At 67.5% G+C, this 26,490-nt stretch carries 28 protein-coding genes and 3 pseudogenes; 20 read left to right on the top strand and 11 right to left on the bottom strand.

Annotation, left to right across the window (positions count from 1 at the left end; translation table 11 throughout):
• Positions 1-57 precede the first annotated feature (57 nt).
• Genes hemE through G6N54_RS07405 form a run of 4 tightly spaced genes read left to right on the top strand, consistent with a single transcriptional unit; the run spans position 58 to position 3,930 of the window.
• Positions 58-1,107: a uroporphyrinogen decarboxylase gene (hemE, locus tag G6N54_RS07420; RefSeq protein WP_163789359.1), complete on the top strand. Its 1,050-nt coding sequence runs from the start codon at positions 58-60 to the stop codon at positions 1,105-1,107.
• Positions 1,104-2,480, top strand: coding sequence for a protoporphyrinogen oxidase (locus G6N54_RS07415; RefSeq protein ID WP_163789357.1), 1,377 nt, complete (start codon positions 1,104-1,106; stop codon positions 2,478-2,480). Before hemE ends, G6N54_RS07415 begins: the two co-directional genes overlap by 4 nt.
• Before the next feature lie 5 nt (positions 2,481-2,485).
• A complete protein-coding gene (hemQ, locus tag G6N54_RS07410) occupies positions 2,486-3,181 on the top strand; it encodes a hydrogen peroxide-dependent heme synthase (protein WP_163789355.1) in 696 nt (231 codons plus the stop codon).
• Positions 3,178-3,930: a class I SAM-dependent methyltransferase gene (locus tag G6N54_RS07405; protein WP_163789353.1), complete on the top strand. Its 753-nt coding sequence runs from the start codon at positions 3,178-3,180 to the stop codon at positions 3,928-3,930. The genes hemQ and G6N54_RS07405 overlap by 4 nt, the downstream gene beginning before the upstream one ends.
• Positions 3,931-4,053: 123 nt before the next feature.
• Here G6N54_RS07405 and msrB read toward each other — a convergent pair whose 3' ends face one another.
• The 4 genes from msrB to G6N54_RS07385 all read right to left on the bottom strand — a co-directional run bounded on the left by msrB (position 4,054) and on the right by G6N54_RS07385 (position 8,242).
• A complete protein-coding gene (gene msrB, locus G6N54_RS07400; protein ID WP_163794574.1) occupies positions 4,054-4,464 on the bottom strand; it encodes a peptide-methionine (R)-S-oxide reductase MsrB in 411 nt (136 codons plus the stop codon).
• Between the two features lie 8 nt (positions 4,465-4,472).
• Entirely contained in the window at positions 4,473-5,783 is a 1,311-nt protein-coding gene (gene aftC / locus G6N54_RS07395) for an arabinofuranan 3-O-arabinosyltransferase (protein ID WP_163789351.1), read from the bottom strand.
• A 20-nt stretch (positions 5,784-5,803) separates the two neighbouring features.
• Positions 5,804-7,396 (bottom strand): alpha/beta hydrolase, encoded by a 1,593-nt coding sequence (locus tag G6N54_RS07390; RefSeq protein ID WP_163789349.1) that lies wholly within the window; start codon positions 7,394-7,396, stop codon positions 5,804-5,806.
• Between the two features lie 66 nt (positions 7,397-7,462).
• Positions 7,463-8,242 (bottom strand): pyrimidine reductase family protein, encoded by a 780-nt coding sequence (locus G6N54_RS07385; protein WP_163789348.1) that lies wholly within the window; start codon positions 8,240-8,242, stop codon positions 7,463-7,465.
• Between the two features lie 34 nt (positions 8,243-8,276).
• On the opposite strand from G6N54_RS07385, the gene zapE reads away from it, so the two are divergent.
• The gene (zapE, locus tag G6N54_RS07380; protein ID WP_163789346.1) at positions 8,277-9,335 is read left to right on the top strand and encodes a cell division protein ZapE; all 1,059 of its coding nucleotides are present in this window, start codon (positions 8,277-8,279) and stop codon (positions 9,333-9,335) included.
• Here the strand turns inward: zapE and G6N54_RS07375 are convergent.
• Both G6N54_RS07375 and G6N54_RS07370 read right to left on the bottom strand, forming a co-directional pair.
• Positions 9,313-9,861 carry a GNAT family N-acetyltransferase gene (locus G6N54_RS07375; protein WP_163789344.1) on the bottom strand — a complete coding sequence of 183 codons (549 nt, stop codon included), beginning with the start codon at positions 9,859-9,861 and terminating at the stop codon, positions 9,313-9,315. The two genes, zapE and G6N54_RS07375, sit on opposite strands and share 23 nt — an antisense overlap.
• Positions 9,849-10,367: a hypothetical protein gene (locus tag G6N54_RS07370; RefSeq protein WP_163789342.1), complete on the bottom strand. Its 519-nt coding sequence runs from the start codon at positions 10,365-10,367 to the stop codon at positions 9,849-9,851. Before G6N54_RS07370 ends, G6N54_RS07375 begins: the two co-directional genes overlap by 13 nt.
• Positions 10,368-10,535: 168 nt before the next feature.
• Between G6N54_RS07370 and G6N54_RS07365 the strand changes: the two genes are divergently transcribed.
• The gene (locus tag G6N54_RS07365; protein ID WP_163789341.1) at positions 10,536-10,862 is read left to right on the top strand and encodes a DUF732 domain-containing protein; all 327 of its coding nucleotides are present in this window, start codon (positions 10,536-10,538) and stop codon (positions 10,860-10,862) included.
• 7 nt (positions 10,863-10,869) lie between these two features.
• On the opposite strand, the gene G6N54_RS07360 is transcribed toward G6N54_RS07365, so the two are convergent.
• Entirely contained in the window at positions 10,870-11,478 is a 609-nt protein-coding gene (locus G6N54_RS07360; RefSeq protein ID WP_163789339.1) for a hypothetical protein, read from the bottom strand.
• Positions 11,479-11,564: 86 nt separating this feature from the next.
• Here G6N54_RS07360 and G6N54_RS07355 point away from each other — a divergent pair, with 86 nt between their 5' ends.
• The 4 genes from G6N54_RS07355 to G6N54_RS07340 all read left to right on the top strand — a co-directional run bounded on the left by G6N54_RS07355 (position 11,565) and on the right by G6N54_RS07340 (position 13,724).
• On the top strand, positions 11,565-11,939 hold the full coding sequence (locus G6N54_RS07355; protein ID WP_163789337.1) for a DUF732 domain-containing protein: 375 nt from the start codon (positions 11,565-11,567) through the stop codon (positions 11,937-11,939).
• A gap of 23 nt (positions 11,940-11,962) precedes the next feature.
• Positions 11,963-12,889 carry a cytochrome c oxidase assembly protein gene (locus G6N54_RS07350; RefSeq protein ID WP_163789335.1) on the top strand — a complete coding sequence of 309 codons (927 nt, stop codon included), beginning with the start codon at positions 11,963-11,965 and terminating at the stop codon, positions 12,887-12,889.
• A gap of 191 nt (positions 12,890-13,080) precedes the next feature.
• Positions 13,081-13,344 (top strand): hypothetical protein, encoded by a 264-nt coding sequence (locus G6N54_RS07345; protein ID WP_163789334.1) that lies wholly within the window; start codon positions 13,081-13,083, stop codon positions 13,342-13,344.
• Positions 13,302-13,724, top strand: a complete 423-nt coding sequence (locus tag G6N54_RS07340; protein WP_163789332.1) for a hypothetical protein — start codon at positions 13,302-13,304, stop codon at positions 13,722-13,724. Before G6N54_RS07345 ends, G6N54_RS07340 begins: the two co-directional genes overlap by 43 nt.
• A 36-nt stretch (positions 13,725-13,760) precedes the next feature.
• On the opposite strand, the pseudogene G6N54_RS07335 reads toward G6N54_RS07340, so the two are convergent.
• The 3 genes and pseudogenes from G6N54_RS07335 to G6N54_RS07325 form a co-directional block, all read right to left on the bottom strand.
• A pseudogene (locus G6N54_RS07335) lies at positions 13,761-14,467 on the bottom strand (cation transporter).
• Positions 14,464-14,817 (bottom strand): annotated as a pseudogene (cmtR, locus tag G6N54_RS07330) (Cd(II)/Pb(II)-sensing metalloregulatory transcriptional regulator CmtR). Before cmtR ends, G6N54_RS07335 begins: the two co-directional pseudogenes overlap by 4 nt.
• A 33-nt stretch (positions 14,818-14,850) precedes the next feature.
• The gene (locus G6N54_RS07325; RefSeq protein WP_163789331.1) at positions 14,851-16,011 is read right to left on the bottom strand and encodes a glycosyltransferase; all 1,161 of its coding nucleotides are present in this window, start codon (positions 16,009-16,011) and stop codon (positions 14,851-14,853) included.
• A gap of 192 nt (positions 16,012-16,203) precedes the next feature.
• Between G6N54_RS07325 and G6N54_RS07320 the strand changes: the two genes are divergently transcribed.
• Both G6N54_RS07320 and G6N54_RS07315 read left to right on the top strand, forming a co-directional pair.
• Entirely contained in the window at positions 16,204-16,887 is a 684-nt protein-coding gene (locus tag G6N54_RS07320; RefSeq protein ID WP_163789329.1) for a GAP family protein, read from the top strand.
• Positions 16,888-17,119: 232 nt separating this feature from the next.
• Positions 17,120-18,001 (top strand): glycosyltransferase family 4 protein, encoded by an 882-nt coding sequence (locus G6N54_RS07315; protein ID WP_163789327.1) that lies wholly within the window; start codon positions 17,120-17,122, stop codon positions 17,999-18,001.
• A gap of 7 nt (positions 18,002-18,008) precedes the next feature.
• On the opposite strand, the pseudogene G6N54_RS07310 reads toward G6N54_RS07315, so the two are convergent.
• Positions 18,009-19,045 (bottom strand): annotated as a pseudogene (locus tag G6N54_RS07310) (polysaccharide deacetylase family protein).
• Positions 19,046-19,182: 137 nt separating this feature from the next.
• Between G6N54_RS07310 and G6N54_RS07305 the strand changes: the two are divergent.
• The 8 genes from G6N54_RS07305 (at position 19,183) to G6N54_RS07270 (ending at position 26,477) form a co-directional block, all read left to right on the top strand.
• Positions 19,183-19,515, top strand: a complete 333-nt coding sequence (locus G6N54_RS07305) for a DUF732 domain-containing protein (RefSeq protein WP_163789326.1) — start codon at positions 19,183-19,185, stop codon at positions 19,513-19,515.
• Positions 19,516-19,686: 171 nt separating this feature from the next.
• On the top strand, positions 19,687-21,624 hold the full coding sequence (locus tag G6N54_RS07300; protein WP_163789324.1) for a serine/threonine-protein kinase PknD: 1,938 nt from the start codon (positions 19,687-19,689) through the stop codon (positions 21,622-21,624).
• A 121-nt stretch (positions 21,625-21,745) separates the two neighbouring features.
• Complete coding sequence (locus G6N54_RS07295; protein WP_163794573.1) at positions 21,746-22,165, top strand: GtrA family protein; 420 nt, start codon at positions 21,746-21,748, stop codon at positions 22,163-22,165.
• A 44-nt stretch (positions 22,166-22,209) separates the two neighbouring features.
• On the top strand, positions 22,210-22,563 hold the full coding sequence (locus G6N54_RS07290; protein WP_163789321.1) for a VOC family protein: 354 nt from the start codon (positions 22,210-22,212) through the stop codon (positions 22,561-22,563).
• A gap of 601 nt (positions 22,564-23,164) precedes the next feature.
• Complete coding sequence (locus G6N54_RS07285; protein ID WP_163789320.1) at positions 23,165-23,338, top strand: hypothetical protein; 174 nt, start codon at positions 23,165-23,167, stop codon at positions 23,336-23,338.
• Positions 23,339-23,859: 521 nt separating this feature from the next.
• On the top strand, positions 23,860-24,186 hold the full coding sequence (locus tag G6N54_RS07280; RefSeq protein WP_232073480.1) for a hypothetical protein: 327 nt from the start codon (positions 23,860-23,862) through the stop codon (positions 24,184-24,186).
• A gap of 12 nt (positions 24,187-24,198) precedes the next feature.
• A complete protein-coding gene (locus G6N54_RS07275) occupies positions 24,199-25,878 on the top strand; it encodes an alpha/beta hydrolase (RefSeq protein WP_163789318.1) in 1,680 nt (559 codons plus the stop codon).
• Positions 25,872-26,477 (top strand): hypothetical protein, encoded by a 606-nt coding sequence (locus G6N54_RS07270; protein ID WP_232073465.1) that lies wholly within the window; start codon positions 25,872-25,874, stop codon positions 26,475-26,477. Before G6N54_RS07275 ends, G6N54_RS07270 begins: the two co-directional genes overlap by 7 nt.
• Positions 26,478-26,490: the final 13 nt, after the last annotated feature.

The raw sequence follows: 26,490 nt of genomic DNA, 5'->3' as shown, positions 1-26,490 counted from the left end.
CAGCGGCGCCACTGCTGCAGGGTCGCCGCCCGAGCGCCCGTGGCAGCATTGACTCCGATGAGTACCCGTCGCGAACTTCCCGAGTCGCCCCACCTGGCCGCCGTCACCGGCCGCAAGCCGCACCGGGTGCCGGTGTGGTTCATGCGGCAGGCCGGGCGCTCGCTGCCCGAGTACCGCGCGCTGCGTGAACGCACCAGCATGCTGGCGGCGTGCTTGCAGCCCGAGATGGTCTGCGAGATCACCCTGCAGCCGATCCGGCGCCACGACGTCGACGCCGCGATCTTGTTCTCCGACATCGTGGTTCCGCTGCGCGCCGCGGGCATCGACTTGGACATCGTGCCCGACGTCGGACCCGTGATCGCGCATCCGATCCGCACCGACGCAGATATCGAAGCGATGAAACCCCTTGAACCACAAGCCATTCAGCCGATCTGTCAGGCGGTTTCGCTGCTGGTCGACGCGCTGGGCAAGGTGCCACTGATCGGTTTTGCCGGTGCGCCTTTCACGCTGGCGTCCTATCTGGTCGAGGGCGGCCCCAGCCGCAACCACGCCCGCACCAAGGCGATGATGCTGGCTGAGCCGGCCAGCTGGCACGCGCTGATGTCGAAGCTGGCCGATCTCACCGTCGAATTCCTGCGCGCCCAGATCGGCGCCGGGGTCGACGCCATCCAGCTGTTCGACTCGTGGGCGGGCACGCTGTCGCTGGCCGACTACCGCCAATATGTGCTGCCGCACAGCAGCCGGGTGTTCGCGACGCTGGCCGAATACGGCGTTCCGATGACACATTTCGGGGTCGGGACGGCCGAATTGCTGGGTGCGATGGGCGAAGCGGGCCCGACGGTCGTCGGGGTGGATTGGCGAACATCGCTCACCGATGCCGCGGCCCGGGTGCGGCCCGGCACGGCGCTGCAGGGCAATCTCGATCCGGTGGTGTTGTTGGCGGGCTGGCCGGTGGTGGAACGCGCGGCGCGCGCCGTCGTCGACGACGGCCGCCGTGCCGTCGACGCCGGTGCGGCGGGACACGTCTTCAATCTGGGCCATGGAGTGTTGCCCGAGACGGACCCCGGTGTGCTGACCGACCTGGTGTCGCTGGTCCATTCGCTATGACCCCGCGGTCGTATTGCGTTGTGGGCGGCGGGATTTCCGGCCTGACCGCGGCCTACCGGCTGCGTCAGGCGGCCGGCGACGACGCCACCATCACGCTGTTCGAGCCGGATGATCGGCTCGGCGGCATCTTGCGCACCGAGCAGCTCGGCGGACGGCCGATGGATCTGGGCGCCGAGGCGTTCGTGTTGCGCCGGCCCGAGATGCCGGCGCTGCTGGCCGAGCTGGGCCTGTCGGATCGTCAGCTGGGCACCACCGGCGCCCGGCCGCTGATCTACAGCCAGGGGGAACTGCACCCGCTGCCGGCGGCCACGGTCGTCGGGATTCCCTCGTCGGCGGCGTCGGTCGCCGGACTGGTCGACGAGGCCACCGTCGCGCGTATCGACGCTGAGCCGGGCCGCCCGCTGGATTGGCAGCCCGGAAGCGACCCGGCCGCCGCGGAATTGGTGGGCGACCGGTTCGGCGAGCAGACCGTGGCGCGCTCCGTCGACCCGCTGCTGAGTGGGGTGTACGCGGGCTCGGCGGCCACGATCGGGCTGCGCGCCGCGGCCCCCAGCGTGGCCGCGGCGCTGGATCGCGGCGCTACCAGCCTGACCGACGCGGTCCGCCGGGGGTTGCCGCCGACGACGGGCGCGCCGGTGTTCGGCGCGCTGGATCGCGGCTATCAGGTGCTGCTCGACGAGCTCGTCGAGCGCGCCCGGGCACGCTGGGTTCGGGCCGCGGTGGACCGGCTCGAGCGTGCCGGGCGGGGCTGGGTGCTGGGCGACGACACCGGCGCGCGGTGCAATGCCGACGCGGTGATCCTGGCGATCCCCGCCCCGAGGCTGGCGCGCCTGATCTCTCGTGTGGCTCCGCAAACGCACGCCGCCGCGCGCCGCATCACCAGCGCGTCGTCAGTGGTGGTCGCGCTCGCGGTGCCCGGCGATACGGCGTTCCCGCAGTGCTCCGGTGTACTGGCGGCCAGCGGTGAGCGGTTGCGCTGCAAGGCGATTACCCTTTCGTCGCGCAAATGGGGCATCGGCGGCGACCTGCAATTCCTGCGGCTCTCGTTCGGGCGATACGGCGACGATCTGGCCGCCACCGCCTCCGACGAGGAGCTGTTGGCCTGGGCGCGCCAAGACCTAAAGGCCGTGTTCGGGCTGACCGTCGACCCGGTGGAGGCTCGGGTGCAGCGGTGGATCGAGGCTATGCCGCAGTATGGGCCGGGCCACGCCGACGTGGTCGCGGCGCTGCGGGCCGGGCTGCCGCCGACCCTCGCCGTGGCGGGCAGCTACCTCGACGGGATCGGCGTGCCGGCCTGTATCGGCGCGGCCGGCAAGGCCGTCGAGCGCGTGATCGGTGCCGGCGAGGCCGCCGGCACGGAAGTGGCACGATAGTTCTCATGGCCAAGATCGACTTTGACGCTCTCAACTCGACGATTCGCTATCTGATGTTCTCGGTGTACTCGGTGGAGCCCGGCGAGCTCGGGGAGCAGCGCGACGCCGTTATCGACGACGCGACCCGGTTTTTCAAGCAGCAGGAAGAACGCGGAGTCGTGGTGCGCGGCCTCTACGACGTCGCGGGTCTGCGGGCCGACGCCGATTTCATGATCTGGACGCACGCCGAGCGCGTCGAAGCGTTGCAAGCCACCTACGCCGATTTCCGCCGCACCACCGCCCTGGGCCAGGTCAGCGCGCCGGTGTGGAGCAGCGTGGCGCTGCACCGCCCGGCGGAGTTCAACAAGAGCCACATCCCGGCGTTCCTGGCCGGCGAGGAGCCCGGCGCCTACATCTGCGTCTATCCGTTCGTGCGGTCCTACGAGTGGTATCTGTTGCCCGACGAGGAACGCCGCCGGATGCTGGCCGAGCACGGCATGGCCGCGCGCGAGTACAAGGACGTGCGCGCCAACACGGTTCCGGCGTTCGCGCTGGGCGACTACGAATGGATCCTCGCCTTCGAGGCGCCCGAACTGCACCGCATCGTCGACCTGATGCGCGAGCTGCGCGCCACCGACGCCCGACGGCACACCCGCGAGGAGACGCCGTTCTTCACCGGCCCGCGGGTGGCGATCGAGCAGTTGGTGAATTCGCTGCCATGACAACCGAATTCGACCCCAACGATCCCACCCGCTTCGAGGAGATGTACCGCGACGAGCGGATGTCGCACGGTCTGCCCGCCGCCACACCATGGGACATCGGCGGTCCGCAGCCGGTGGTCCAGCAGCTGGTCGCCCTCGGCGCGATCAAGGGTGAGGTGCTCGACCCGGGCACCGGGCCCGGGCACCACGCGATCTACTACGCCACCAAGGGTTATTCGGCGACCGGCATTGACGGGTCGGCTGCCGCGCTGGACCGGGCCCGGGAGAACGCCCAAAATGCCGGTGTATCAGTCAATTTCGAGCTGGCCGACGCCACCAAGCTGGACGGGCTGGAGAACCGGTTCGACACCGTCGTCGACTGCGCCTTCTACCACACCTTCAGCAGCGAGCCCGAGCTCGCGCGGTCGTATGCGCAGGCGCTGCGGCGGGCCACCAAGCCGGGTGCCCGCCTCTACATGTTCGAGTTCGGCGCGCACGACGTCAACGGATTTACGATGATGCGGTCGTTGTCCGAGAACGACTTTCGTGACGTGCTACCGGCCGGCGGCTGGGAGATCAGCTACCTGGGCACCACCACCTACCAGGTCAACATCAGCGCCGAGCAGATCGAGATGATGGCCGCGCGTAACCCGGACATGGCCGATCGGACCGAGGACATGCTGAAACGCTTCCGGGCGATGGAACCCTGGCTGGTCAACGGTCGGGTGCACGCCCCGTTCTGGGAAGTCCACGCCACCCGAACCGACTGACGGACAGGCCCGCTGCCGCGGCCTTGCCCGCTGCTGCCGCGAGACGGCTGCTGCCGCGAGACGTAAACCATTGCGACGACGTGCGGCGTGTCCTCGCAACCATTTACGTGTCGCGGAAAAGGTTTAGCCCTCGGTCGGCACCAGGCGCAGCGAGATCGAGTTGATGCAGTACCGCTGATCGGTCGGCGTCGGGTAACCCTCACCGGCGAACACGTGACCCAGGTGGCTGTGGCAGTTCGCGCAGATCACCTCGGTGCGCGTCGTGCCCATCGAATGGTCGGGGCGCAGGATCACCGCGTCGGAGTTGGCCGGGTCGAAGAACGACGGCCAGCCGCAGTGCGAGTCGAATTTCTCGGTACTGCGGAACAACTCCTTCCCGCAGGCCCGGCACTCGTAGACACCCTGGGTTTTGGTGTCGGTGTACTCACCGACACCCGGGCGCTCGGTGCCGGCGCGACGCAGCACCCGAAACTCCTCGGGAGTGAGTTTCTTGCGCCACTCGTCATCGGTGAGCTGCAATTTGGGCTGCGACACGTCGGAAGTCATGCGTCCACGCTAGCTCGCTCGCGCCCAGCCGTCAGCCACGCGGGATCGATGCCGTCGTTCAGCCGGTTTTCGGCCTTGGCGTCCAGGTAGCGGAAGAGCAGCACGGTGAACGCGACGATCAACAGCAGCGACCAGCCGTAGGTGATCTTCAGGTAGTGCAGTGCGCGGCCGTACCTCATGTATTTGTAAATCAGCCAGTCGTCCAGCGCCATGAAGCCGTAGATCCCCAGCCAGGCCGGCCAGTTGCGGATCAGCGAGTTCGGCAGCACCACCGTCATCAGGAACGGGAACAGCATCATCGAGTAGTAGCCCTGGGCCAGCGGAAGCACCAGCCAGGAACACAGCAGCAGCACCCCCGACGAGCCGGTGAACCAGAACAGCGGATCCCGGGTGCGGTAGTAGCGGTACAACAGCCGCAGCGCGCCGATCGTGAGCAGGATGAACAGAATTCGCAGAAACACGATCAGCCAGGTGGGCAGCCCGAAGTAGACGCCGTTGCCCTCGATCGAGCTGTTGAAGTAGTCGCGGGTGCCGCCGATGTACGGCAGCGTTTTGGTGACGAAGTCCATCGGGTCGCTGACCAGCGGCCAGGCAACCGCGTTGATCACCGCGGGCACCACCAGCGCGGGCACCAGCGTGCGCCACTGTCGGTTGAGCAGGGGCAGCAGCAGCAGCGGACCCAGCACGGGTTTGAGAGTGAGCGTCAGGCCGATGACGAACCCGGCCCACCACTGGTGGGAGACCTTCCCGTCCAGCAGCCAGCGCAAGAAGAGCACCTCGGCCAACAGCACACAGCCGTTGATGTTGGTGAACACCAAGGTGCTGGTCACGCTCTCGGTGCAGAACATGGCCAGCAGCAGGGCGGGTGCGGCCACCGACGCCAGCGTGAACTTGAACAGCCGCAACAGCAGATACCAGGCGATCAGAATCGCCACCGTGTTGATCAGGATGAACAGGTAGCGCGACGGCGAGAAGGGCAGGTATCCGAACGGCGCCATCAGTAGGGTGCCGCCGGGCGGGTACAGGTAGTGCGGGTCGACGTAGTCGAAGTGCTCGTTGTAGATGTCCCAGTGGTTCCGGAAGTTCAGCACCGCGCGGTACACCGGCTTGAAGTCGTCGGTGATATTGCCGTTCAGCGTGAGCACGATGCTGCGGTGCAACACCGACAGGATCGCCACCGGCCACAGCACCGACCGCAAGATGGTCGCGGTACTCGGCGGCCCGGTCTGGGGACCGAAGGCGGCCAGCACCGAATTGCGCAGGCCGGTACGGGTCGAGTCAGCTGCCGTCACCAGCGCACCGTACACCGCGGCGCGGGGCCGTCAGCTCAGGCGGGACAGTATGTGTCGGTTGCGGGCACCTTGCCGGTGTCGAGATAGCCGACCAACGGCGGAATCGCGCAGGGCGTGTAGATGCTGGCGCCGTGACCGATGCCCTGCCACATCACCCGCCGGCTGGCCGCGCCGGCGTTGATGATCGTGGCCGCCGTCTGGGCGACGCCTTCGGAGCCGACGATCGGATCGTTCTGCACGCCCAGCAACACGACGTCGACCTTGAGCTCCTTGGGCGGTGCCGGCGGCGAGATCGTGGGCCAGTGCACGCATTTGACCAAGTTGAGCGCGGCGACGGTGCCGAACTGCGGGTAGAGCTTGCCCCAGGCGACCACCAGCTCACGGACACGGTCCGGGGTCGGGCGGTTGATCGCGTCGCTGCAGGAGTTGACGAACTGACCGTCGGAGTCCTCGGTGGCGTCGGCGTGGTTGATCAGGCTGTTCAACTGGTTGGTGTCACCGGAGCGGGCCGCGGCCAGCGCGCTGGCCAGACTCGTCGTGGCGTTGACGCGGCCGCCGGACGGGAAGCCCAGCGCGACGGTGATGGCGTTGACGACCTCGGCCAGCGAGGCGCCGCCGGGCCCCCGGCCGGCCCGGGCGTCGGCCAGCAGCGCGCTGACGGCGCCCTTGGGATCGGGACCGAGCGCGCAGTTCACCGCGACGCACTGGGCGGCGAACGCGTCGAGCGCGGCCTGCTGGCCCTTGACCTGTTGCTCAGCGGCCGCTTCGGCGTTGACCCCCAACGCAATCGGGGAGTCGACCATCAGCCGGGCGACCTTGTCGGGACGCGACGACGCGTAAGCCAGCGCGACCTGGGCGCCGTTGCCGATGCCGAGCAGCGCGACCGATGGCACGTCCCAGAGGCTGCGCAGTCGCTCGATGTCCGAGGCGGCATGCGAGTTGTCGTAGGCGCTGTCACCCGGGGCGATGGCGTCAGTGCAGCTGGTTGTCGCGGTGTTGGACACGTCGGACAGATTGGCGACCGGATCGTCGCCGGTTTGGAATTGGGCCTGATCGCGCATCGCCTGGCGATCGGAGCGATCCCGGCAGTCGATCGGGCTCGACATGCCGATGCCGCGGCGGTCCACGGCGACGATCGGGTGGGCCGCCAGCAGATCGTTGCCCGACCGGGACAGCCACACCGGCAGCTGCGCCGACGACGGCATGTCGGAGCCCGTGGTGAAGACGACGGGCCCGGCGTCCTTCGGGGTCTGACTCGACCGCGCGCGGACCACACCGACGGTGACGGTTCCCGTCCCGCCGTTGACCGGGTCGAGGTCGGCGTCGTAGTTCGCGCAATCCAGCTGAACTCCGGCGGGGGCGTTGCGCACGCCGGCGTCGCTGAGCACCTTCGACGTGCAGTCGTGCCACGACAAGTCGTTCTTGGGGGCGGCGATCGGAGGCGGACCGGCGGGTGGGGGTTTCGTCGTGGCCGCGCCCTGCGGTCGTGCGCCGGCGTTGGTCGCGAAGCGCGGGTCGGCGGGCAGGCCGGGAACGCAGGCGGTCAGCAAAGCGGTGACGACGACCGTCAACGGGACCAGGACGGTCGCGGGCGTCAGGTGCCGACTCATGCCGACCACAGTAGCCATGCCCCGGGCTGTGCTGGATTGCCCGCCTCCTCCTCGCCTCGCTGCGCGGGGCGCATCGTCACCGGGCTAAGCCCGCACGTAGCGCGTGTAGAGGTAGCCTGCGTCGTCGGTCAGCACGTGCTGGCAGTCCATTCGGCTCAGCGCTTGGCCCGGGCCCGTCGCGATCCGCCGGGCCAGCCCGCCGATGATGTACGGCGCGATCGTCAGGCACAGCTCGTCGAGCATGTCTCGCTGCATCAACGAGCCGAGCAGCATCGGGCCGCCCTCGGTCAGCACCCGGCGCATGCCGCGGGCCCGCAGGATCGCAAGCAACGCGGCCTCGTCAACCTTGTTGGGATCGCTGCCGGAGCAGTCGATCACCTCGGCCAGATCGCCGAGCAGGTGGCGGGTCTCGTCGGCCGCCGCGGTGCAGGTGAGCACCAGGGGCGGCACCTCGGTCCGGGTGAATACCCCCATCTCCCGGTCCAGCAGGCCGGACTTGGTGACGATGGCCAGTTGCGGCACTTCGCTTTGCCCGCGGGCCTGCCGGCGCTGGCGTTCGGCTATTCCTGCGTGCGCGCCGGAATAGCCCTCCACCCGCACGGTGCCCGCGCCGACGACGATCACGTCGGCGAGCTCGCGCAGCAGGAAGAAGATCAACCGGTCACCGGGCCCCGCCATCGGGCCGGTCTTGCCCTCGGCGGTGGCACCGCCGTCGATGCTGGTGATGAAATTCGCCCGCACCCAGGTGTCGTCGGTATCCGGGTAGGCGTAGAGCTGGGGGAGTTCGCCGTCGTCGAGTTCGCGTCCCGACCCGAGCAGGGTCATCGCGGTGTCGGCGGCTTTGCCGGTGCCTGACTCGGGCATGAGGACGATTGCAGCACGCCGTTAGAGTTTGCGCATGCACGGGTCGGTGTCTGCGGAAGATTCCGGGGGCGTGCAGCATCTGGTGGATCGGCATCCGACCGTGTCGCCGGAACGGCTCATCGCCCAATTGCGGCCGCCGCCAACGTTCGCCGACGTGGGCTTCGGGACTTATCGCCCGGATCCGGCGGAGCCGACGCAGGCCGCCGCGCTGGTGGCGTGTCAGGACTTCTGCCGCGAGGCCGTCGAGCGGCGCGCGGGCCGGCGCAAGCTGTTGGGCAAACGGGCGGTGCTGTCCGGCGTGGGCATCTACCTGGACGGCGGATTCGGCGTCGGCAAGACGCACCTGCTGGCCTCGGCCTACTACCGGCTGCCCGGCCCTCGTCCCAAGGCGTTCGCGACGTTCGGGGAGCTGACCCAGTTAGCCGGGGTGTTCGGTTTCGCCGAATGCATCGACCTGCTGGCCGACTACACGGCGGTCTGCATCGACGAGTTCGAACTCGACGATCCGGGCAACACCACGCTGGTGTCGCGGATGCTGTCGTCGTTGGTCGAGCGGGGAGTGTCAGTGGCCGCCACCTCGAACACGCTGCCCGAGCAGCTAGGGGAGGGACGCTTCGCCGCGCAGGATTTCCTGCGCGAAATCAACACGCTGGCAAGCATTTTCACCACCGTGCGGATCGAGGGTCCGGACTACCGGCACCGCGGTCTGCCGCCCGCGCCGCCGCCCCTGTCGGACGACGAGGTCGTCGCCCGCGCGGCCGACGTGGCGGGGGCGACGCTGGACGACTTCGATGCGCTGTGTGCGCACTTGGCGACCATGCACCCGTCGCGCTACCTGAGCCTGATCGAGGGTGTGACGGTGGTGTTCCTGACCGGTGTGCACGGTATCGACGATCAGAACGTCGCGCTGCGGCTGGTGTCGCTCACCGATCGCCTCTATGACGCCGGCATTCCGGTGGTGGCGTCCGGCGCGAAACTGGACAGCATCTTCAGCGAGGAGATGCTGGCCGGTGGCTACCGGAAGAAGTACCTGCGGGCCACGTCGCGGTTGCTTGCGCTGACCGCCGCGGCTACCCAGCCTCGCGAATCATGACGTAGTCGTTCTCGAGGTGATCGCCGACCTGAAACGTCCTGGTGCCGTTGACCTTAAAGCCGCTCTTGGCGTAAAAGCGTTGTGCGCGTTGGTTTGCCTTGCTGACGCCAAGCCACACGCAGCGCACTTTCGAGTCGTCCGCGGCCGCCAGCGCGCGCTGCATCAGTGCCGCCGATGCCCCGCTGCCGTGGCAGTCGGGCAGCAGATACAACTTGGATAGCTCTGCGGCCGGCCGGATTTCGACTGCCCGCTGCACGCCGGGGTCCTGCGAGACGCCGCGAACAAGCATGGCGTAACCGACGATCCGATCGTCGCGCCGCGCGGTCAGAATGGCCCGGTTCGGGTCGTTGAGATACTCGCCGAAGCGGGCGGGCGTCAGGTTTGTGGAGACGAACGACGCGATGTTCTCCGGCGTCGCGGTGGGCGGGCATGCCAACGGAAAGGTAAGGGCCGCAACGTTAGCCAGCTCTGTCAGGTCGACGGAATCCGCCGCGACGCGCTGGATGTCAAGCGTCAGAGGTTCCACTGTGCGAGGTGCCTGCCCGTCTTGCGGTCCAGCAGCACGACGTTGGAGACGGGATCGCGGTAGGCATCCCAATACACTCCGCCGCGCACGATCGCGCCGTTGGGCGCGTTGACGAGCACGTTGTCCAGAGCGTCGGGCGCGTCGGTGGCGCGCGGCTTGTAGGCATCGGCGAACGGCGTCACTCCGTCGAAGCTGAACGCGGCGGCCATGATGTACGGGTTGGGCACCTGGATCGCGCGGACCGTCACGTCGGCGCGGTTGGGGGTGCTGCCCGGGAAGCTTTTGATCGGCACGCCGCTGCGGGTGTAGCCGAACCCGGGCGGCGGGTCGCAGAGGGTCACGCTGCTGACGGTGATGTCGGCGATGTAGGTGCCGGTGTCCACCCGCAGCGTGTCGCCGATGTGTCCGATCGGCGCGTCCTGAGCCCACGCGCGCGGCGCGGCAACCCCGGCAGGGCTGGCGGCGGCGATGAGCAGGGTCGACAGGACGATCAGCCAGCGGCGCATCTTCGAATAATTGCACACCGACTCCGCCGAACGGGAGGGGTTGGACCGGCCCGGACAACCCCGGCCAGCCGCCGTGACCAGCGCTCGGCCGGTGCCGGTGACCGTTTGGGCGCCGGCACCCGAAAGAGGGATGCGAGTTTGCCGCGGGTCTGCGACGATCAGTGAGCTATGACACGCCTCCTGATGCTGGTAAGCGCCGTCGCGATGCTCTGCACGGCTGCCCCCGCGTGCGCCGATCCCATGGACGACCAGTTCCTTGCCGCGCTGCAGGCGTCCGGCGTCACCTTCCCCGACCCGGGCCGGGCGATCGCGGCGGGTAAGTGGGTGTGTCAGGCGGTCGGCCAGGGCACGCAGATGGTGGACGTCGTCAAAACCGTCGAAGACCGCAATCCCGGACTCCGCGAAGAGAACGCCGCGAAGTTTGCGGCGATCGCGGCCACCGCCTATTGCCCCGGTGCGCTGCCGCACACCACCGCTACCAACGGCCCCCAATAACGCCGCGCTACTGCTGTTCTGGGGCGTCGGCCACGGGTCGCGCCGCCCGCCCCCGGCCCGGCGCCCGGCCCAGTTCCAGGGGCCCCATTCCCGCCACGGTGCGTGGGGGAGTCGTCGGGTGTCGTCGTTTTCGCCAATGGCCCGCACCCGAGATGCGCCAGTCAGCCGCCCAGCGCCACTCGTAGGTTTGCTCCGTGCTCAGATTCGACGCGATCGCGGCCATCCGCAGGTCGGCGTTCTCGGCGGCCATCCAGGACGCGATCACCCAGACGTTGTCCAGTTCGTCTTCGGAAATCTCGAAGCCCCAGGACATTTCATCGTCCTCGCAGCCCATCGACGGACGTATCTCGGGTTTGGGTGTCGACACCTCGAACGGATTGCCGTCCACTTCGAGATCGAGTCCCACCTCGTAGCGCACGGTCGGCCCGATCATCCGCAGGCTCACCTGCAGGCGAGCCATATTCCTTCGGCGCGGGGTGAGTCGATCGACAACCAGGACGACACCCTTGGCGCCCGACCTTCTGCGTCGTGCCCGCAGCCGATTCCAGGTAAAAATCAATCCGACCACGGCGATGATGCCGACAAAGACATCGAGAACAATCAAGATGGCAGCCACGTCGTCCAAGCCAACACCATCTGAACTCCGCTCGCCCGCCCGACTCGGCGGATGCATCGTCGACACATCTCTGGGATTGTGGAGTGATGAGGCGCCTCCTGACGCTGCTCAGCGTCGCCACCACGATTGCCCTGGCTGTGCCCGCCCACGCCGATCCCAGCCCGAGCCCCAGTCCGGCGCCGGATCCGGCCGCCGACGCCGCCTTCCTCAAGGAGCTCAAGGACGCGGGGCTCACCTTCCAGGACCCGGCCGCCGCGATATCGGCCGGCAAGACGGTGTGTGAGCTCGTCGACGCGGGACATTCGGACCAAGAGATCGTCAACAACCTGCAGCTGCACAATCCCGGATTCGCCGATAATGGTGCGGCGAAGTTCACGGCGATCGCGGCCGGCGCGTATTGCCCCCACTACCTGACCGGCGAGGGCCGGGGCCCCAAGCCCGAGGGCGCGGTCGGCAACTAGGCGGCGGCAATACGCTGGGGGCCATGCCCACCGATCCGGCTCCGCTGACATGGGGCGCCTTGGTTGCGACCGCACATCTGGATCCCATCTCCGCGGCGGTGATCGTGCTGGCCGCGGCCGCGTACGCGTGGTGCTACCGCAACGCCCGCGGCGCCCGGACGGTCGGGGCGGCGCAGGCCGGATGCTTCGGCGTCGGCATCGCGTTCTGGGCCGTGGCCACCGTCAGCGCGGTCGGCAGTTACGCCTACGTGCTGTTCTGGATGCGCGCGCTGCAGGTGTTGCTGCTGCTGTATGTGGTGCCGTTCTTCCTCGCGCAGGGCAAGCCGATCACCGTCCTGGGCGACGCGGTCGGCCGTGAGGGCATCGACCGGCTGCTGGGCACCCGCTGGGCCCGGATGCTGGTACACCCGCTGACGACATCGCTGGCGATGCTGGCCACGCCGTGGCTGCTCTACCTGACGCCCTGGTACCCGGCGGCCCTGGAATCCGAATGGGTCGGCGCACCTGCCCGAATAGGGTTGGTAGTCATAGGGTTTGGCTACTTCTACGCCCGGCTGCAATCAGATCCCGTGCCCCGCAGGTATCCCCAGCTGATCTCGTTGCTGATCTCGGTCGCCGAGACCCTGGGCGACGGACTGCTGGGACTGGTCATCTGGCAGGGCTCGTTGATCGCCGAGGCGTATTACGCGGCGTTGCACCGCACGTGGGGTCCCGATCAGCGGCTCGACCAGACCATCGGCGCGGGCGTGCTGTGGATTCTCGGCGACGTGGTCGGGCTGCCGTTTGTGCTGCTGTTGATGCGCGCGTTGTCACGCGATGAACGGGCGCACGCCGTCGAGGTCGATGCCGAACTGGATCGCACGGACGCCGTCGAGAGCGAACGGGCTGCCCCCTCCGGGCTGTGGTGGGAGAACGATCCGCAAATGCGCGAACGGTTCGGCCGGGGCTGAGCGGCCCCGTGCGCCGTCGGCCGCCGTTCGGATCCCGGCAATGCGACCGACGCCTTGGCGGTAGCGTTCGGCGCCGCGGTGTGGTTTGTTAATCGGGAGATTATTTAGGGTGATTCATTTCCAGTTCGCCCGAGATCCGCTATGTTGCGCGAGAAGCTAGCAAATCGGGACGACACTCAAGGGAGCCAATCGTGATGAAGGTATCGGTGGCGGCAGCCGGTCTGGCGGCAACCACTCTGGTGGTCGGCGTGGCGGTCACGGGATGTGGTGGCGACAAGTCGTCCAGCCCGTCGTCGTCATCGAAATCGTCGACATCGAGTTCGTCGGCGGCGTCCTCGTCGGCCGCACCGACGTCGACCAGCGCGCAGCCCACGGACTACAGCGGCCTGCTGATCAAGGCCACTGACATCTGGTGCCCGGCGATAGCTTCAACCCGCCCAAGACGCGGCAGCTGACCGACCCGGCGCCGGGCATCGAGGGTGTGTACACCAACCAGGCCGGCTCGCGCAGCATCATCGACTCGCTGCTGGTGTACCCCGACCCCGCCGCGGCCGACAAGGACCGTGACTCGCTCACCAAGTCCTACACCGACCCGCAGAACGGCGCGATCAAGGGCGGAACACAGGCGCCCGCCGACGTGGGCGTCGGCGGCACGATCGTCTCGGGGCCCTCGGCCGACGGCAGCAAGGCGAAGACGTCGGTGATCTTCGGTGAGGGCAAGATCGTCGCCCTGATCGAGTTCGAGGGCGCACCGAGCGACCCGGTGCCGCCGGAGATCGCCCTCGACGTGGCGCGCAAGCAGGACGCGGCCATCAAGGCCGGGCAGCCCGGCTAGACCGCTGAATTGTGCCGCGATGCGGCACAATTCACCTCAACAGCAGTGCTCACCCCGCCAGGCGGTGCGGCCCTCCCGGACCGCCACGGCGGCGATCACCAATGCCACCACCGGATCCGCCCACGCCCAGCCGAGCAGGTAGTTCAGCAGCAGCCCCACCAGCAACACACCGGACAGGTAGGTGCACAGTAGGGTCTGGTTGGAGTCGGCCACGGCGCTGGCCGAACCCAGCTCGCGGCCGGCGCGGCGCTGGGCGTAGGACAGCAGTGGCATCACCACCAGCGACACGGCCGCCAAAATGATTCCGGCGGTGGAGGTTCCGGCGGTCTCCCCGCCGGCCAGGGAACGAATAGATTCGACCGTCACGTAGCCCGCCAACGCGAAAACGACAGGGCGATGACCCGCAGCGCGGCGCGTTCGCGGGCCTCGGGGTCGCTCCCGGAGAACTGCCAGTACACCGCGGCGGCCGAGGAGACCTCGATCACCGAGTCCAGCCCGAACCCGATCAACGCAGCCGACGACGCCACCGCGCCGGCCGAGAGTGCGACGACGGCCTCGATGATGTTGTAGGTGATCGTCGCCGAGACGAGCAGCCGCACCCGTCGTTGCAAAACGGTACGACGGTGCGGTTCAACGAGATTCGTGGTCTCGGTGCCGCAGCACCCGTCGTTGCGGCAGTCCGGCGCAGACACCGAGAGCGGCAACATCGGGCCGACCGGGCTCGGGGCATCCTTGTCGTTCATCGCGTAACGCCCGTCTTGCTCTTGGTGGCGGCGGGCTCGTCGAGGCACGGCTGATCGGTGTCGACGGCGAGCACCACCTGGACCAGCTCGCTCAGTGCGCGGGCAAGGTGCGGGTCGGCCAACGCGTAGCGGACCTGTCGTCCCTCTTAGGCGGCCACCACCAAGCCGCAACCGCGCAGGCATGCCAAGTGATTGGAGACGTTCGATCGGGTCAGGCCCAGCTGGGCCGCCAATTCACCGGGGTAGCGCACGCCGTCGAGCAGCGCCACCAGGATGCGGCACCGCGTCGGGTCCGCCAGCGCCCGTCCCAGCCGGGCCAGCGCGGATTCCCGCGCCTCACAGGTCAGCATTCGCAGAACTATACAGCCGCGGCTGATATGACGCTAGCGTCCCGCGCGGGCGGCCTCTTCCAGCAGATCGGCGGCCCGGGTGACGCTCTCGGCGGGCGTGGTCATCAAGGCGGCGATCGCGCGGGCCCGGGTGGCGTATTCCGGAGCAAGGATGCAGCGCAGCTCCGCCACCAAAGAATCCAGGGTTGTCGCCCGAAACTCTTGGCCTGCACCGACTTTCAACCGTTGCACGGTCGCCGCCCACACCTGTTGATCGTCGACCCCGAGCGGTAGGACGAGCGCCGGGACTCCGGCCCGCAGACCCGCGGCCGTGGTGCCGGCGCCGCCGTGATGGACGACCGCGCGGCACGCTGGAAAGACGGTCGCGTGGTTCACCTCGCCGACCACTTTGACGTGGTCCAACGGCGGAACGGCGGTGAAGTCGTTGGGACCACTGCAGATCAGCGCTCGCTCGCCCAGCTGCCTGCAGGCCTCGGCGATCACCGCGACGGTGTCGGTCGAGGTGACCCGCACGCCGCTGCCGAAGCCGAAGTAGATCGGCGGCGTGCCGGCGTCGATCCACGACAGGGCCTCGGTGTCGGCATCCGCGGGCAGCTCTAGCGTCAGCGCGCCGACGAAGGGCCGGCGCAGACCTTGTTCGGCCCATTGCGCGTCCAGGCCGGGAAAGCAGAGCTTGTCGTAGGCCTGGATCTCCAGCGGCGCGGATTCGGGAATCTCCGCCAAACCCAGGTCGCCGCGCTGAGTCTCCTCGGCCTCGGCGGCAAGGCGCGCCAACATGTCATTCGGGCTCGTCGCGCCGTCCGGGAAGAAGTGCAGCGCGGCCTGCGCAATGCCGTAGTGCTGGGCCACATTGGCGGCCAGTCCCTGCTCGCTCTTGCCGGTCAGCACCAGGTCGGCGCCGTCAGCGAGCGTCAGCAACGACGTGCCCCACTGCACCCACGCCGCCCGGATCTGATCGGTGAACGCGGACATCATCAGGATCGGGTTCTGCAGCGTCGTGTGCGAGAAGTCCTTGTTCTGCGGCGGATCCGGCCCAAACGCGCCCGCCGCGAGCCCCGCCGACTCCACGAAGCCGATCATGTTCGGCGTGACCGCCATGGACACATCGTGACCTCGACGCAGCAGCTCCCTGCCGACGGCCGCGAAGGGCTCGATGTCGCCGCGGCTGCCGTAGCCTGCGAGCGCAAATTTCAAGGGGAGAACCTCACTCGCGGAGTTTCCCACACGTCGACGTACGACCTTGCCGGTTCGTCCCGGTGGGGCGCAAGCCGCACGGCGACCCGCGCCACAGCGTCCTTCGCGTTCTCTTATTTTCTCGGGCGAACGACCGTTTGGTTACGCACGTGAGGGCAGTCCAGGATCGGATGCAGTAACTTCGGTGCGATCATGGAAGCTCTTTTGCTGGCGCTTGCCGGTCTGGCCTTCCTCGACTCGCTGAATGTCCTGAACGTGGGCGTTGTCTCAGCCGTCGTCTACGCCAGCCGCCTCGACCGCCGATCGCCGGTCCCGGGCGGCTTGAGTTTCATCGCCGGATTGTTCGCGGTCACCACCACATTCGGCGTCTGCACGGTACTCGGACTTGGCTTCTTGACGCACGCCGTCGACTTCAGAATCACTCCGGCGCTTCGGTTTTGGTGCCAACTGTTGCTCGGTGTGGTGCTGATGTGCTTGGCCTACTTTCCGTTGACGGCGCAGACGTCAGCTCCGGGCTGGGCGCTGGCGGCAATGCGCCAACGCCCCTGGCTGCTCGGAATTCTGGGCGCCGCGGTCGGCATCGGGCAGGCGCCGACGTCGATTCCCTACATCACGGGCTTGGCGATGCTCGCCGCGCTGCATCCGCGACCGCCCGCCTGGCCGCTGCTGATCTACGTCTATTGGGCGGCGGCGCTCACGCCGTCGCTGTTGATTCTGTTCCTGGCCACTCGAAAGACCAAACGAGCGGTCCGGATCCAGCGTGGCATCGTGCGCGGGCTTACCCGCTACGGTCCGATCTCGGTTCGAATACTATTTCTGGTCGTCGGTGTCGGACTCGTGGCGGACGCGCTGTTGTTCCGCAGCGTCCTGTGGTGAAGCTAGCTTGAGTGGTGAGAACTCTGGTGCACGATGCTGGGATGTAAGGCACACGAGTGACGGACGCGGTCAGCCGTCCGATCCGGGTGCTGACGATCGGGAACGCGCCGGCGGGACCCAACAGCCGCGGCGGCATGGCGACGATGATGCGCTTGCTGATCGAGGACGCCGATTCGCGATTCCGACTGCGCCTGGTCACCACCTACGTCGACGACTCGCTGGCCGCGCAGCTGTGGACGGGCATCTCGGGCATGCTGAGGGCGTCGGTGCTGCTGTTGTTCGGCTCCGTCGAGGTGCTGCACGTGCATTATTCGTTGCGCGGCATCGCCGCATCCCGACGATCGTTCACTGCCACAGCTCCCACTTCTTCGCGTGGCTGGACGATCTGTCGTGGCTGCAGCGCAGGGCCGTACGCGCGGCGCTGCGTGCCGACTTCTCGGTGGTGCTCGGTCGCGCCCACTTCGAGGGATTCCGTTCGAGCCTCGGTTTCAACGAGGCCAACATCCGTGTCCTCTACAACCCGGTGGTCATGCCCGCCACCGTCCCGTCGCCGCACACCGAGGAGCCGCTGCGGGTGGTGTCGCTGGGCAGGCTGGGTAGCAACAAGGGCAGTTACGACCTGGTCCGGGCGATCAATATGCTGCCCAACAAGATTCGCGGCAGGGTGCGGGTCACGCTGGCCGGCGACGGGGAAGTGGACAAGGTGCGGCAGTTCGTCCGCTCCAACGCGCTGGAGGACACCATCGACGTCGTTGGCTGGGTCGGGCCGGACGACAGGGACCGGCTGTTGGCGGAGTCGGCGATCTTTCTGTTGCCCAGCTACAGCGAGGGCCTCCCGATGGCGGTGCTGGAGGCGATGGCCAACGGCGTGGTCCCGGTGACCACCGCGGTGGGGGCGATACCGGAGGTGGTCAACGACGGTGTCAACGGTGTGTTGGTCAGGCCCGGCGACGCGGCCCAGCTCGCCGAGGTGCTGCAGTCGCTCGTCGTCGATGCCGGGCTGCGCAATCGGCTCGCCGCGGCGGCCTACGCGCGTGCGCGCGAATTCGCCATCGACCGCTGGCGCGAAGGGATGCACGACGTGTGGCTTGCCGCCGCAGCGCGGCGACGTTGACGTGGCGTTAGCGCCGGGGCAGCCCGCCGGACACCATGAGCCGGAAGTAGTCGAAGGACGAGTTGCTGCCGACCGCCAGCCGCGGCAGCGCCATCGGATCGCTGCGACGGTCGGCGAATCCCGGCGCAGTCGACAGCGCCCACCGCACGCCGCGGCCACGCAGCATGTCGCGCGCCCGGGTGTCGAAATCCTGCGGCCTGCCATTCGGATAAGCGAAAACCGTTGGTATTCGGCCAGTCTCGCGTTCGAGAGCCGCGCAGGAATCCGCGATCTCGCGCTCCAGCTTGTCGTCGCCGCAGCGGGCCAGGATCGGGTGGGTCACCGAATGCGGATACAGCGTCACCAGACCGTCGCCGGCCATCTGCCGCGCTTCGTCCCAGGACAGCATCCGGAACGGGCCCCCGTCGCCGTCATCGCCGAAGCCCAGTGCGGCGAAAATCTCGTCCAGCACCGCGATCCGTTGCGCGTCGGGCAGGTCCTTGAGCCGTTGCACCGCGGTCGAGTAGACCTTGCCGCGGTGGGCGGTCCCGTCGAGCGAACGCGTGCCCAGTCCCAGCGCGCCCAGATCGACCTCGCTCGCCGTGGTGTGTGCGATCGCGAGCCAAAGCCGGTCGGGCCAAAGGGTTTCGGCGCTGCCCATCGGGCCGGTCGCCAGGAACACCGCCGCGGGGAGCCCGAGCTCGCGCAACACCGGGACCGCGTGCGTGGCCAGGTTGCGGGTGCCGTCGTCGAAGGTGATCGCCAGCGCGCGCGGGGCGGCAGCGTCCCCGCGACGAGCCGCGTCAGCGCCTCCTCGAGGGCAAGGACGGTGAAATGATCGCGGATGTATTCGAGTTGGCGGCGGTACATCGCCGAGTCCAGGACATGCCAGCATGCCGGTGACAGCGGCTCGTCCTGCACGCCGTGGAACATCACGATCGCGAGCATGTCCCGGTGGCGTCGCCGGGCTAACGCCGGGACGCCGGCGGCGCAGAGCAACCCGGCCGCGAAGTTCTTCACGGTTTCCCGGATCGCGGCTGGGGCGAGGTCGATCAGTCGTGCCATTAACTGGGGAACTCTAGCCACCGTGGCCGATCCGGCGCGGCAACAAGCGTTGCCGATTGTTGCTGTGGCCCACCGTGGGGGCGGCCGTTTGCTTTTCGTTCACGTAAAAGTTCGGGAGTGATCCTATGCTCCGACCTATGAAAACAGCACTCGCGGCGTCTTCCATCGCCTTCTCCGCACTGCTGTGTTCAGTGCCAGCAGTCGCGAACGCAGATCCGGAGAATACGCCCGACTACATCTCCTACCTCGACCAGAACAACATCAAGTACAGCAACCACGAAACGATCGTCCATGTGGGGACCACCCTGTGCAATGAGCTGCGCAACAACATCCTCCCGCCGGACCAAGCCCTGCAGCGCATTCAGAACATGGGCTACAGCCAGCAGCAGACCAAGCTGATCGCCTTCGCGGCGGTCGAGGCGTTCTGCCCGGACATGGACATCGACGCCCAGAAGGCGCCCAAGTCGTAGACTGGCCGGGCTCGCTCCGAGAGCGGGCTTGGCACTGCGGGTCACCACCCGCGGCTTTTGGTGACCATGATGTTATTCGCGTGAAAGTTAGCTGAGCGCTTCAGGTTAACGGCGACGACGGGCGCCGAATTTTGACCTCCACTGGGGTGCCGGGCTGGGTATGGTGAGCCGGTGCAGGGAGAGGAGTTCGGCCGCTATCGGCTCGTCGAGTTGTTGGGCCGAGGCGATCTGGGGCAGGTGTGGCGCGCGTACGACACCGCGACCGCCAACCGCGCCGCCGCAATCAAGGTGCTCCCGCCCGAACTGGCCGCCGACCCCGCGATCGCGGAGCAGTTTCGCCGGGAAGCGGCCGCGGCGGCACGCCTGAACAACCCGCACATCATTCCCATCCACGATTTCGGCGAAATCGGCGAGCGCCTCTATCTCGACATGGAGCTGATCGAAGGCAGCAACCTCAAACAGGTGTTGGCAGACGGGCCGCTCGAGCCGGCCCGCGCGGTCTACATCGTCGAGCAGGTGGCCGAGGCCCTGCACGCCGTGCACGAGGTCGGCCTGGTGCACGGCGACGTCAAACCGTCCAACATCCTGCTTGATCGCGACGACTTCGCCTATCTGGTCGACGTCGGGATCGCCCGGTTGGCACCCTGGTACGAATCGCGATTGACGAACTCCGACAACGAGATTGCCAGCCGGCAATACATGGCGCCCGAGCGGTCCGGGGCTCGCGAGGCCGACCCCGGCGCCGACATCTACTCGCTGGCCTGTGTCCTCTACGAATGTCTGACCGCACAGCCGCCGTTCGCCGGGGACAGCTGGCTGTTCGCCGCGCACCTGAGCAACCCGCCGCCCCGGCCGTCGGTGATCCAGCCCGGCGTGCCCGCCCACCTCGACAAGGTCGTCGCCACCGGCATGGCCAAAGACCCCGCCAACCGGTATGCCACCGCCGTCGAGTTGGCCGGCGCCGCCCGCGACGCCATCACCCCGCCCGCCAACCGGCCGCGTCGGGACCCGCCCCCGCCGCAAGCCGAACAGCCGGTGGCGCAACCGGAGCCTCGCCGGGCCGTACAAACGTATTCCGCGCCCGCGCCCGCGCCAGCGCCGGTCACCTCCTATCTCGCGGTCGAAGCGCCGTCGGACGAGTGGTCAGATCCGGAACCGTACAAACAGCCGTCGGCCGGCGAGGACGACACCGCGGCGCGGACCCCGTGGTGGCGGCGGCCCGCCATCCTGATTCCCATTGCGCTGTTGACGGTGACCGCGGTTGTGGTCGCCTTCGTCGTCATCGTCGGGATGCTGGAGAGCGATCGCGGTAAGCAGTCCGCCGAACATCACGACCCCTTATTCGGTCCGCAAATCACGTTGCCGTTCAACGGGCTTGGTCATCCGGCGGATGTGGAGGTCGACTCCGCCGGCAACGTCTACGTCGCCGAGGACATCAACAATCGAGTGCTGAAGCTGGCGGTGGGCTCGAGCGTCGCGGTCGAGTTGCCGTTCGCCGGCCTCAACTCGCCGGAGGGCGTGGCGGGGGATAGCGCCGGAAACCTGTATGTGGCCGACACCAACAACAATCGGGTGCTCAAGCTGGCAGCCGGTTCGACCACCCCGGTCGTGCTGCCATTCACCGGCCTGCACCGGCCCCAGGGGGTGGCGACCGACGATGCGGGTGCCCTCTATCTCGCCGACACCGACGCCAATCGGGTGCTACAGCTGGCTCCCGGCTCCACCACCCCGATCGAACTGCCGTTCACCGGCCTCAACGGGCCCGAAGGGGTGGGGCTGGACAATGCCCGCAACGTCTACATCGCCGACTCGGGCAACAGCCGGGTGGTGAAGCTGGCCGCGGACACGGGCCGCCAGACCGTGGTGCCGTTCAGCGGCCTGTTCACCCCCGGAGACCCCAGCGGCGTGGCGGTGGACAGCGGGGGCGACATCTTCGTCACCGACTACACGAATAACCGGGTGCTGAAAATGGAGGCGGGCACCGAGCGACAGAGGGTGCTGCCGTTCGTCGGGCTCAACCATCCCAGCGGCATCGCGGTAGACAAAGCCATCAACATCTACGTCACCGACTACACCGGCGACCGGGTCGTCAAGCTCCCGGCGAAGTGATGCCCGCCGGGCGAAGAGTTGGCCCACTGATCATGTGGCGGATACCCGGTCATGGCACCGTAGCCGCGTGACTGCCGAATCGCAGGTCAGCCGGACGCCGGCGGTCGACCGCTTCCACAAGATGTGCGAGGCCGTCGTGGGCCGGCTGCCGTTCGGGCTCGGTTCGCTCATCGCCCCGACGTTTCTCGGCTTCTGCGTGATCAACGGCTTCACCTTCAGCGTCGACCTGGCACTGCTCACCACGCTGCGCGACGGGCTCGACCTCGCGGTGCCGATCGCCGTCACCGTCTCCTACGTGTGCGCCTTCGCACTGAGCTACGTGCTCAACCGCACCTTCAACTTTCAGTCCCACGGCGCCGTCGGCTCCCAGGTCGCGGTCTACGTCGTGGTGGTCGTCGTCAACTACCTGGCCTTCATCCTCGGGGTGACCACACTGTTGACGGCCCTCGGGCTGCAGTACCAGCTGTCGCGCATCGTGGCGGGTCTGTGCGAAGCGGCGTACATGTACAGCGCGATGAGATGGGTGGTGTTTCGCCGCTGACCTCTGCCTAGTCTGGAAGCGACCCAGTACAGAGGAGGTATCCGTTGAGCGAGCACGAAGTGAAGATGATCATCTTGTCGACCGACGACCTGGACGAGTCGATCAGGTTCTACAGCGAGACCCTGGGCATGGCACTGAAATTCCGCGACGGCGCCCATTTCGCGGCTCTCGACGGTGGCCCGGTCACTCTTGCCCTGGCGACCGACGTGGACCATCCCATCCCCGGGCAGGTCGTCGTCGGCATCAAGACCGCCGACGTCGATGCGGCGGCCAAGGCGGTTGAGGCCAGCGGCGGCGGCATCGTGAAGGGGCCGTATGACGACGCCCACGAACGCCGGGCCGTCGTCTACGACAACAAAGGCAACGGCTTGGTGTTCTACAAGCCACTGGCTCGCTGAAAGACGGGCAACCGCAACGGCATCACGCATGGCCGTCGAGGGCCCGTGACCTGCGCCGTTACGGCCGCCTGCGGTGTGCGGTTTCGGATCTCGGCAAGAAGTTGCGAAAACGGCACGCGAATCGAGACCGAAAGCTAGCATCATTCAATGGCCGACGAGGCGGCCACCGGGAGGATCCTCGGTGGCCGCTTCACTTAATTTTTCGGTCGACATCCCTGAACTCTGCGCAGCGCACGCCGCTGAGTCTGCCTGTGTCCCAAGGTTATTGCGCTGGACCGCCCGCCCGACGTCGCTGGGACGTAGCACAATCTCATCGCCCCGACTCGGTAGCCCTCGCAGTGCGGGCTGGAACTTCGTATGGCGCCTTCGCTTGATACCACACACCCCGGCGCGTCGTCCTGCCGAATTCGTTAGGTTTTCGAAAATTTTGATGTTCTAGACGCGCGCCCAGCTACTGATCTTGATCTGCAACGTATTGATCTTGATTACTTCGAATTTGAACTTGACGCCGCCGACAATTTAGAGCATTTTTGTGGATTAGATTCTCTGAGTTGGTGGTATGCGCGTCGCAATTAATTCAGGGTTGGGCGGGAGGTCTGAAATGGAAACTGTCGCAGCATTATTTTTCGCTTCGGTGGGGGCGTTCCTGCTCACGATCGGCATCGGAAGCTCCGATTGCGTCGCCGAATGCGTCGGCAACGGCGCCGGGATGCAGTGCACTTCCTGCGACTCTCCCCACGACGGCGAAAGCCGGATGTCCCCGTTCTTCGGATAGAAACTCGCTGCTCAGAGCACTCTTCGCACGCTTCGTTCCGCTGCCGTCAGGCAGTCTTCGCCGGCTGGCATCGACTCACTCGACCCGCTATCGCCAACCCTCGCCGCATCTGGGCACTAGCCCGCCACCGACTCGCGCCCTCAATGGTGGTCTGTGGCTGGTGTGACATTTGAGGCGTCCAATAAATAATCGATAAATCCCGAAGTTTGTTATTTCCGCGTTATCCGTGCTGATGAATTCTCATGCCGCTATGCCAAATCTCTGAGTTTGCCATTTCCGATTAATCCATACCGCATCGTGCTGATTCGTGCGTTTACCGGGTTCGAGCAAATCCTTTAGTCTGCAATCGCGGCGAAGTTCATACCCGTGGGCTCTCTCGGCGGGTGAGCTACAACTGTCGGCATGTTGGCTATCGGGCGGCGTCCCTTGCACAGGGTGAAGTGCGTCCGGCGCCCGATGTGCCTAGGCTCCGCAGATGCGCAGTGCTGACGTGATCACTTGGGGGGAAGGGGATCCCGACGGTGTCTGACATCAAAATCGATGTCGAGCAGTTGACGACGTCGGGACGGCACGTGAGTGGTCAGGCCGAAGATCTGGCGGCAGGGTTCCTGACGGCCGACAACCGGATGGAGGCCGCGCAATACGGGTGGGCCGGTGCGTCGGCGGCGGCGCTGAGCACCCGGGCGGCCCGGTGGCTGCCGGTGTCGCAGGCGTTGGTGGGCTGGGTCGGGGACCACGGGTTTGCGCTGCAAGACGCCGCCGTCGCGCATGCGGCGGCCGAGGCGCAGCGGGCGCAGGCGCTTGCCGACGTTGCAGCCAGGGCCGCCGCGCTCAGTGGTCGCGGCTGAGAACAGTGGGGTATGGCCTTATCGGTCGCAGACATTGACCGCTGGAACGCCGATGCGGTGCGCGAGGTGTTTCACGCGGCCTCCGCGCGCTCGCGGAGCGCCTTCGACACCTCGCGTGAGTTGGCATCGCTGTCGGTGTTCGCCACCTGGGAGGGCGCGTCACGCGAGGCCGCCGTGCACCAGAACGCGGCGGTTCGACAAGACCTCGACGCCCACGGGAACGAGGCGCTCGTCGTCGCGCGGGCCGCGGAACAGGCCGCCGGCGGGATCGACAAGGTCAAGGCCGACCTCGCCACGTTGCGCGCGGACGCGGCCAGTGCGCGCCTGCAGGTCGACGCCGCGACCAGCCAGGTGGTGGCGATTCCCCAATCGCGCTACACCGCGGCCGAATGGGCGAGGATGCAGGCGCAGCGCGCCGAGCTGCAGACACGCCTGAACGCGATCGTCGCCGAGGCCAATGCCGTGGACCAGGAGTTGGCGGAGGCGATCAACATGGCCGACGGCGACGCGCTCATTCCACCCGGGCCCCATGACAACCGGCCCGACGTGCAGCGGGCGCTGCAACAGCCGTTGCCGCAGGATCCCCGGCAGTTCGCCGAGCTGTGGAACAAGCTCACGCCGGAGGAGAAGGACTGGCTCTACAGCCAAGACCACAGCATCGGCAATCACCCCGGGATGCGGTGGGACCCGCCGGACCATCTGGGCCGGGACCACTACAACCGGCTTCATCTGCCCGAGCTGCAGCAGCAGGCGCAAGCCGACGTCGACCGTCTGCAGCACCGCGTCGACGAACTGGCCGCCCAGATCTACATGGGCGATCACAGCGACGCGACGGCCGGCGAATTCAATGCGCTGGCGCCCCAACTGGTGTCGGCCCGGCACAGCCTCGACGGCTACCGGGCGGTGCAGACCGCGTTGGACCGCAAGGAGGGCGTGCCGCGCTACCTCGGCCTGATCGACGACCGGGGCCGCGGGGCGGTGGCCATCGGAAACCCCGACTATGCCAAGCGCAATGCGATCCTGGTGCCCGGCACCGGCCAGGACCTCGCGGCCTTCGAGGGCAGCGACCTGAAGTCCCTGGCGATGTACAACTCCGCGATGGCGGCCGACCCTGGGTTGAAGCCGGGCGATGTCGCGGTGACGACCTGGATGGGCTATGACCGCCCGATGGATCTCGTCGAGGCGGCGTGGCCCGATCGAGCCCGGGCGGGCGGGGGAGCGCTGGAAGCGTTCCAGAGCGGGCAGCGCGCGTCGCACGTCGGAGCGCCGTCGATCGACACGGTGATCGGGCACAGTTACGGCTCGACGCTGGTCGGCGGGGCCGCGTCCGGTGGGCATCATCTCGACGCCAACAACGTCGTCGCGGTCGGCAGCCCCGGCATGCTCGTTGCGCACGCCGGCGATCTGAATCTTGATCCCGGCGCGCATGTCTATGCCATGCGGGCCCGCAATGACATCATCGAGCTGGTGACCGACATGACGCTGGGCCACGATCCGACGGCCAACGACTTCGGTGCGACGCGCTTGTTCGCGGCTGCCGGCCCGAGCAGCGACCTGCTCGGCCTGACGCCGAGCGTCGCGGCCCACAGCAGCTACTGGAGTGAGGGCAATCCGGCGCTGCTCAATCTCGGTGCGGTGATCGCCGGTGTCCCGCCGCCGCAGGCTGGCGGTGGGGGAGGCTCGACGTGGTGAACCGTGTTCTCGGCGTCCTGTTGATTGTCGTATTGGTCGGTGCCTGCAGCCACGATCGTCCGCTGGGACCGCAGACGCCGACCGGCGCTACTCCACTGGGAGGTCCATCGATGGAAGCCACACCACCGCCACCGCCCGGATGGAAGCTTGAGCCCGTTGTCCCGAAAACTCAACAGCAGGCCCAGGATACGGTGATCGGCTACCTCAAGAAGACACTGCAGGCGCTGCCGCCCGGGATGACGCTGGACGCCAGCCGCTACGCCGGCGGTGGCACCGTTCATCCGTGCAAGGACGTCGAAACTGGGACTCCGCCATTGGAATTCGCGACCAATGGTGATCTCACGCTGCCGGCGGGCGTCGATACGAATGCGATCGTCGCCAAGGCCGGTGACGTCTGGAAGAGCTGGGGCTGGCAGGTGTACGAGCGCGACGGCTTCTACAAGCCCAACCGCTTCGGTTATGCACCCGACGGATACATCCTGCAGATCATCGCCCGGTATCAGCCTGGCTATGCGCCTACGCTGCAAGCGATTTCGCCGTGTTTTCCCGCCGACCTGCCGGCCGACCGCAGTCCGTTCCCGACGATCCTGACCGGGTGAGTCACCGCTGAGT

The organism is Mycobacterium stomatepiae (assembly GCF_010731715.1).
Lineage (GTDB): Bacteria > Actinomycetota > Actinomycetes > Mycobacteriales > Mycobacteriaceae > Mycobacterium > Mycobacterium stomatepiae.
The sequence above is the reverse complement of the archived record's forward strand: the minus strand, read 5'-3'. Positions and strand labels throughout refer to the sequence as shown.

Coding starts and splice junctions, on each gene's coding strand:
- G6N54_RS07415 (WP_163789357.1), top strand. CDS start 1,104: ATGACCCCGCGGTCGTATTGCGTTGTGGGCGGCGGGATTTCCGGCCTG.
- zapE (WP_163789346.1), top strand. CDS start 8,277: ATGCACGGGTCGGTGTCTGCGGAAGATTCCGGGGGCGTGCAGCATCTG.
- G6N54_RS07350 (WP_163789335.1), top strand. CDS start 11,963: ATGCCCACCGATCCGGCTCCGCTGACATGGGGCGCCTTGGTTGCGACC.
- G6N54_RS07285 (WP_163789320.1), top strand. CDS start 23,165: ATGGAAACTGTCGCAGCATTATTTTTCGCTTCGGTGGGGGCGTTCCTG.
- G6N54_RS07295 (WP_163794573.1), top strand. CDS start 21,746: ATGTGCGAGGCCGTCGTGGGCCGGCTGCCGTTCGGGCTCGGTTCGCTC.
- G6N54_RS07365 (WP_163789341.1), top strand. CDS start 10,536: ATGACACGCCTCCTGATGCTGGTAAGCGCCGTCGCGATGCTCTGCACG.
- G6N54_RS07390 (WP_163789349.1), bottom strand. CDS start 7,396: ATGGCTACTGTGGTCGGCATGAGTCGGCACCTGACGCCCGCGACCGTC.
- G6N54_RS07275 (WP_163789318.1), top strand. CDS start 24,199: ATGGCCTTATCGGTCGCAGACATTGACCGCTGGAACGCCGATGCGGTG.
- G6N54_RS07305 (WP_163789326.1), top strand. CDS start 19,183: ATGAAAACAGCACTCGCGGCGTCTTCCATCGCCTTCTCCGCACTGCTG.
- hemQ (WP_163789355.1), top strand. CDS start 2,486: ATGGCCAAGATCGACTTTGACGCTCTCAACTCGACGATTCGCTATCTG.
- G6N54_RS07405 (WP_163789353.1), top strand. CDS start 3,178: ATGACAACCGAATTCGACCCCAACGATCCCACCCGCTTCGAGGAGATG.
- G6N54_RS07355 (WP_163789337.1), top strand. CDS start 11,565: ATGAGGCGCCTCCTGACGCTGCTCAGCGTCGCCACCACGATTGCCCTG.
- G6N54_RS07370 (WP_163789342.1), bottom strand. CDS start 10,367: ATGCGCCGCTGGCTGATCGTCCTGTCGACCCTGCTCATCGCCGCCGCC.
- G6N54_RS07385 (WP_163789348.1), bottom strand. CDS start 8,242: ATGCCCGAGTCAGGCACCGGCAAAGCCGCCGACACCGCGATGACCCTG.
- G6N54_RS07320 (WP_163789329.1), top strand. CDS start 16,204: ATGGAAGCTCTTTTGCTGGCGCTTGCCGGTCTGGCCTTCCTCGACTCG.
- hemE (WP_163789359.1), top strand. CDS start 58: ATGAGTACCCGTCGCGAACTTCCCGAGTCGCCCCACCTGGCCGCCGTC.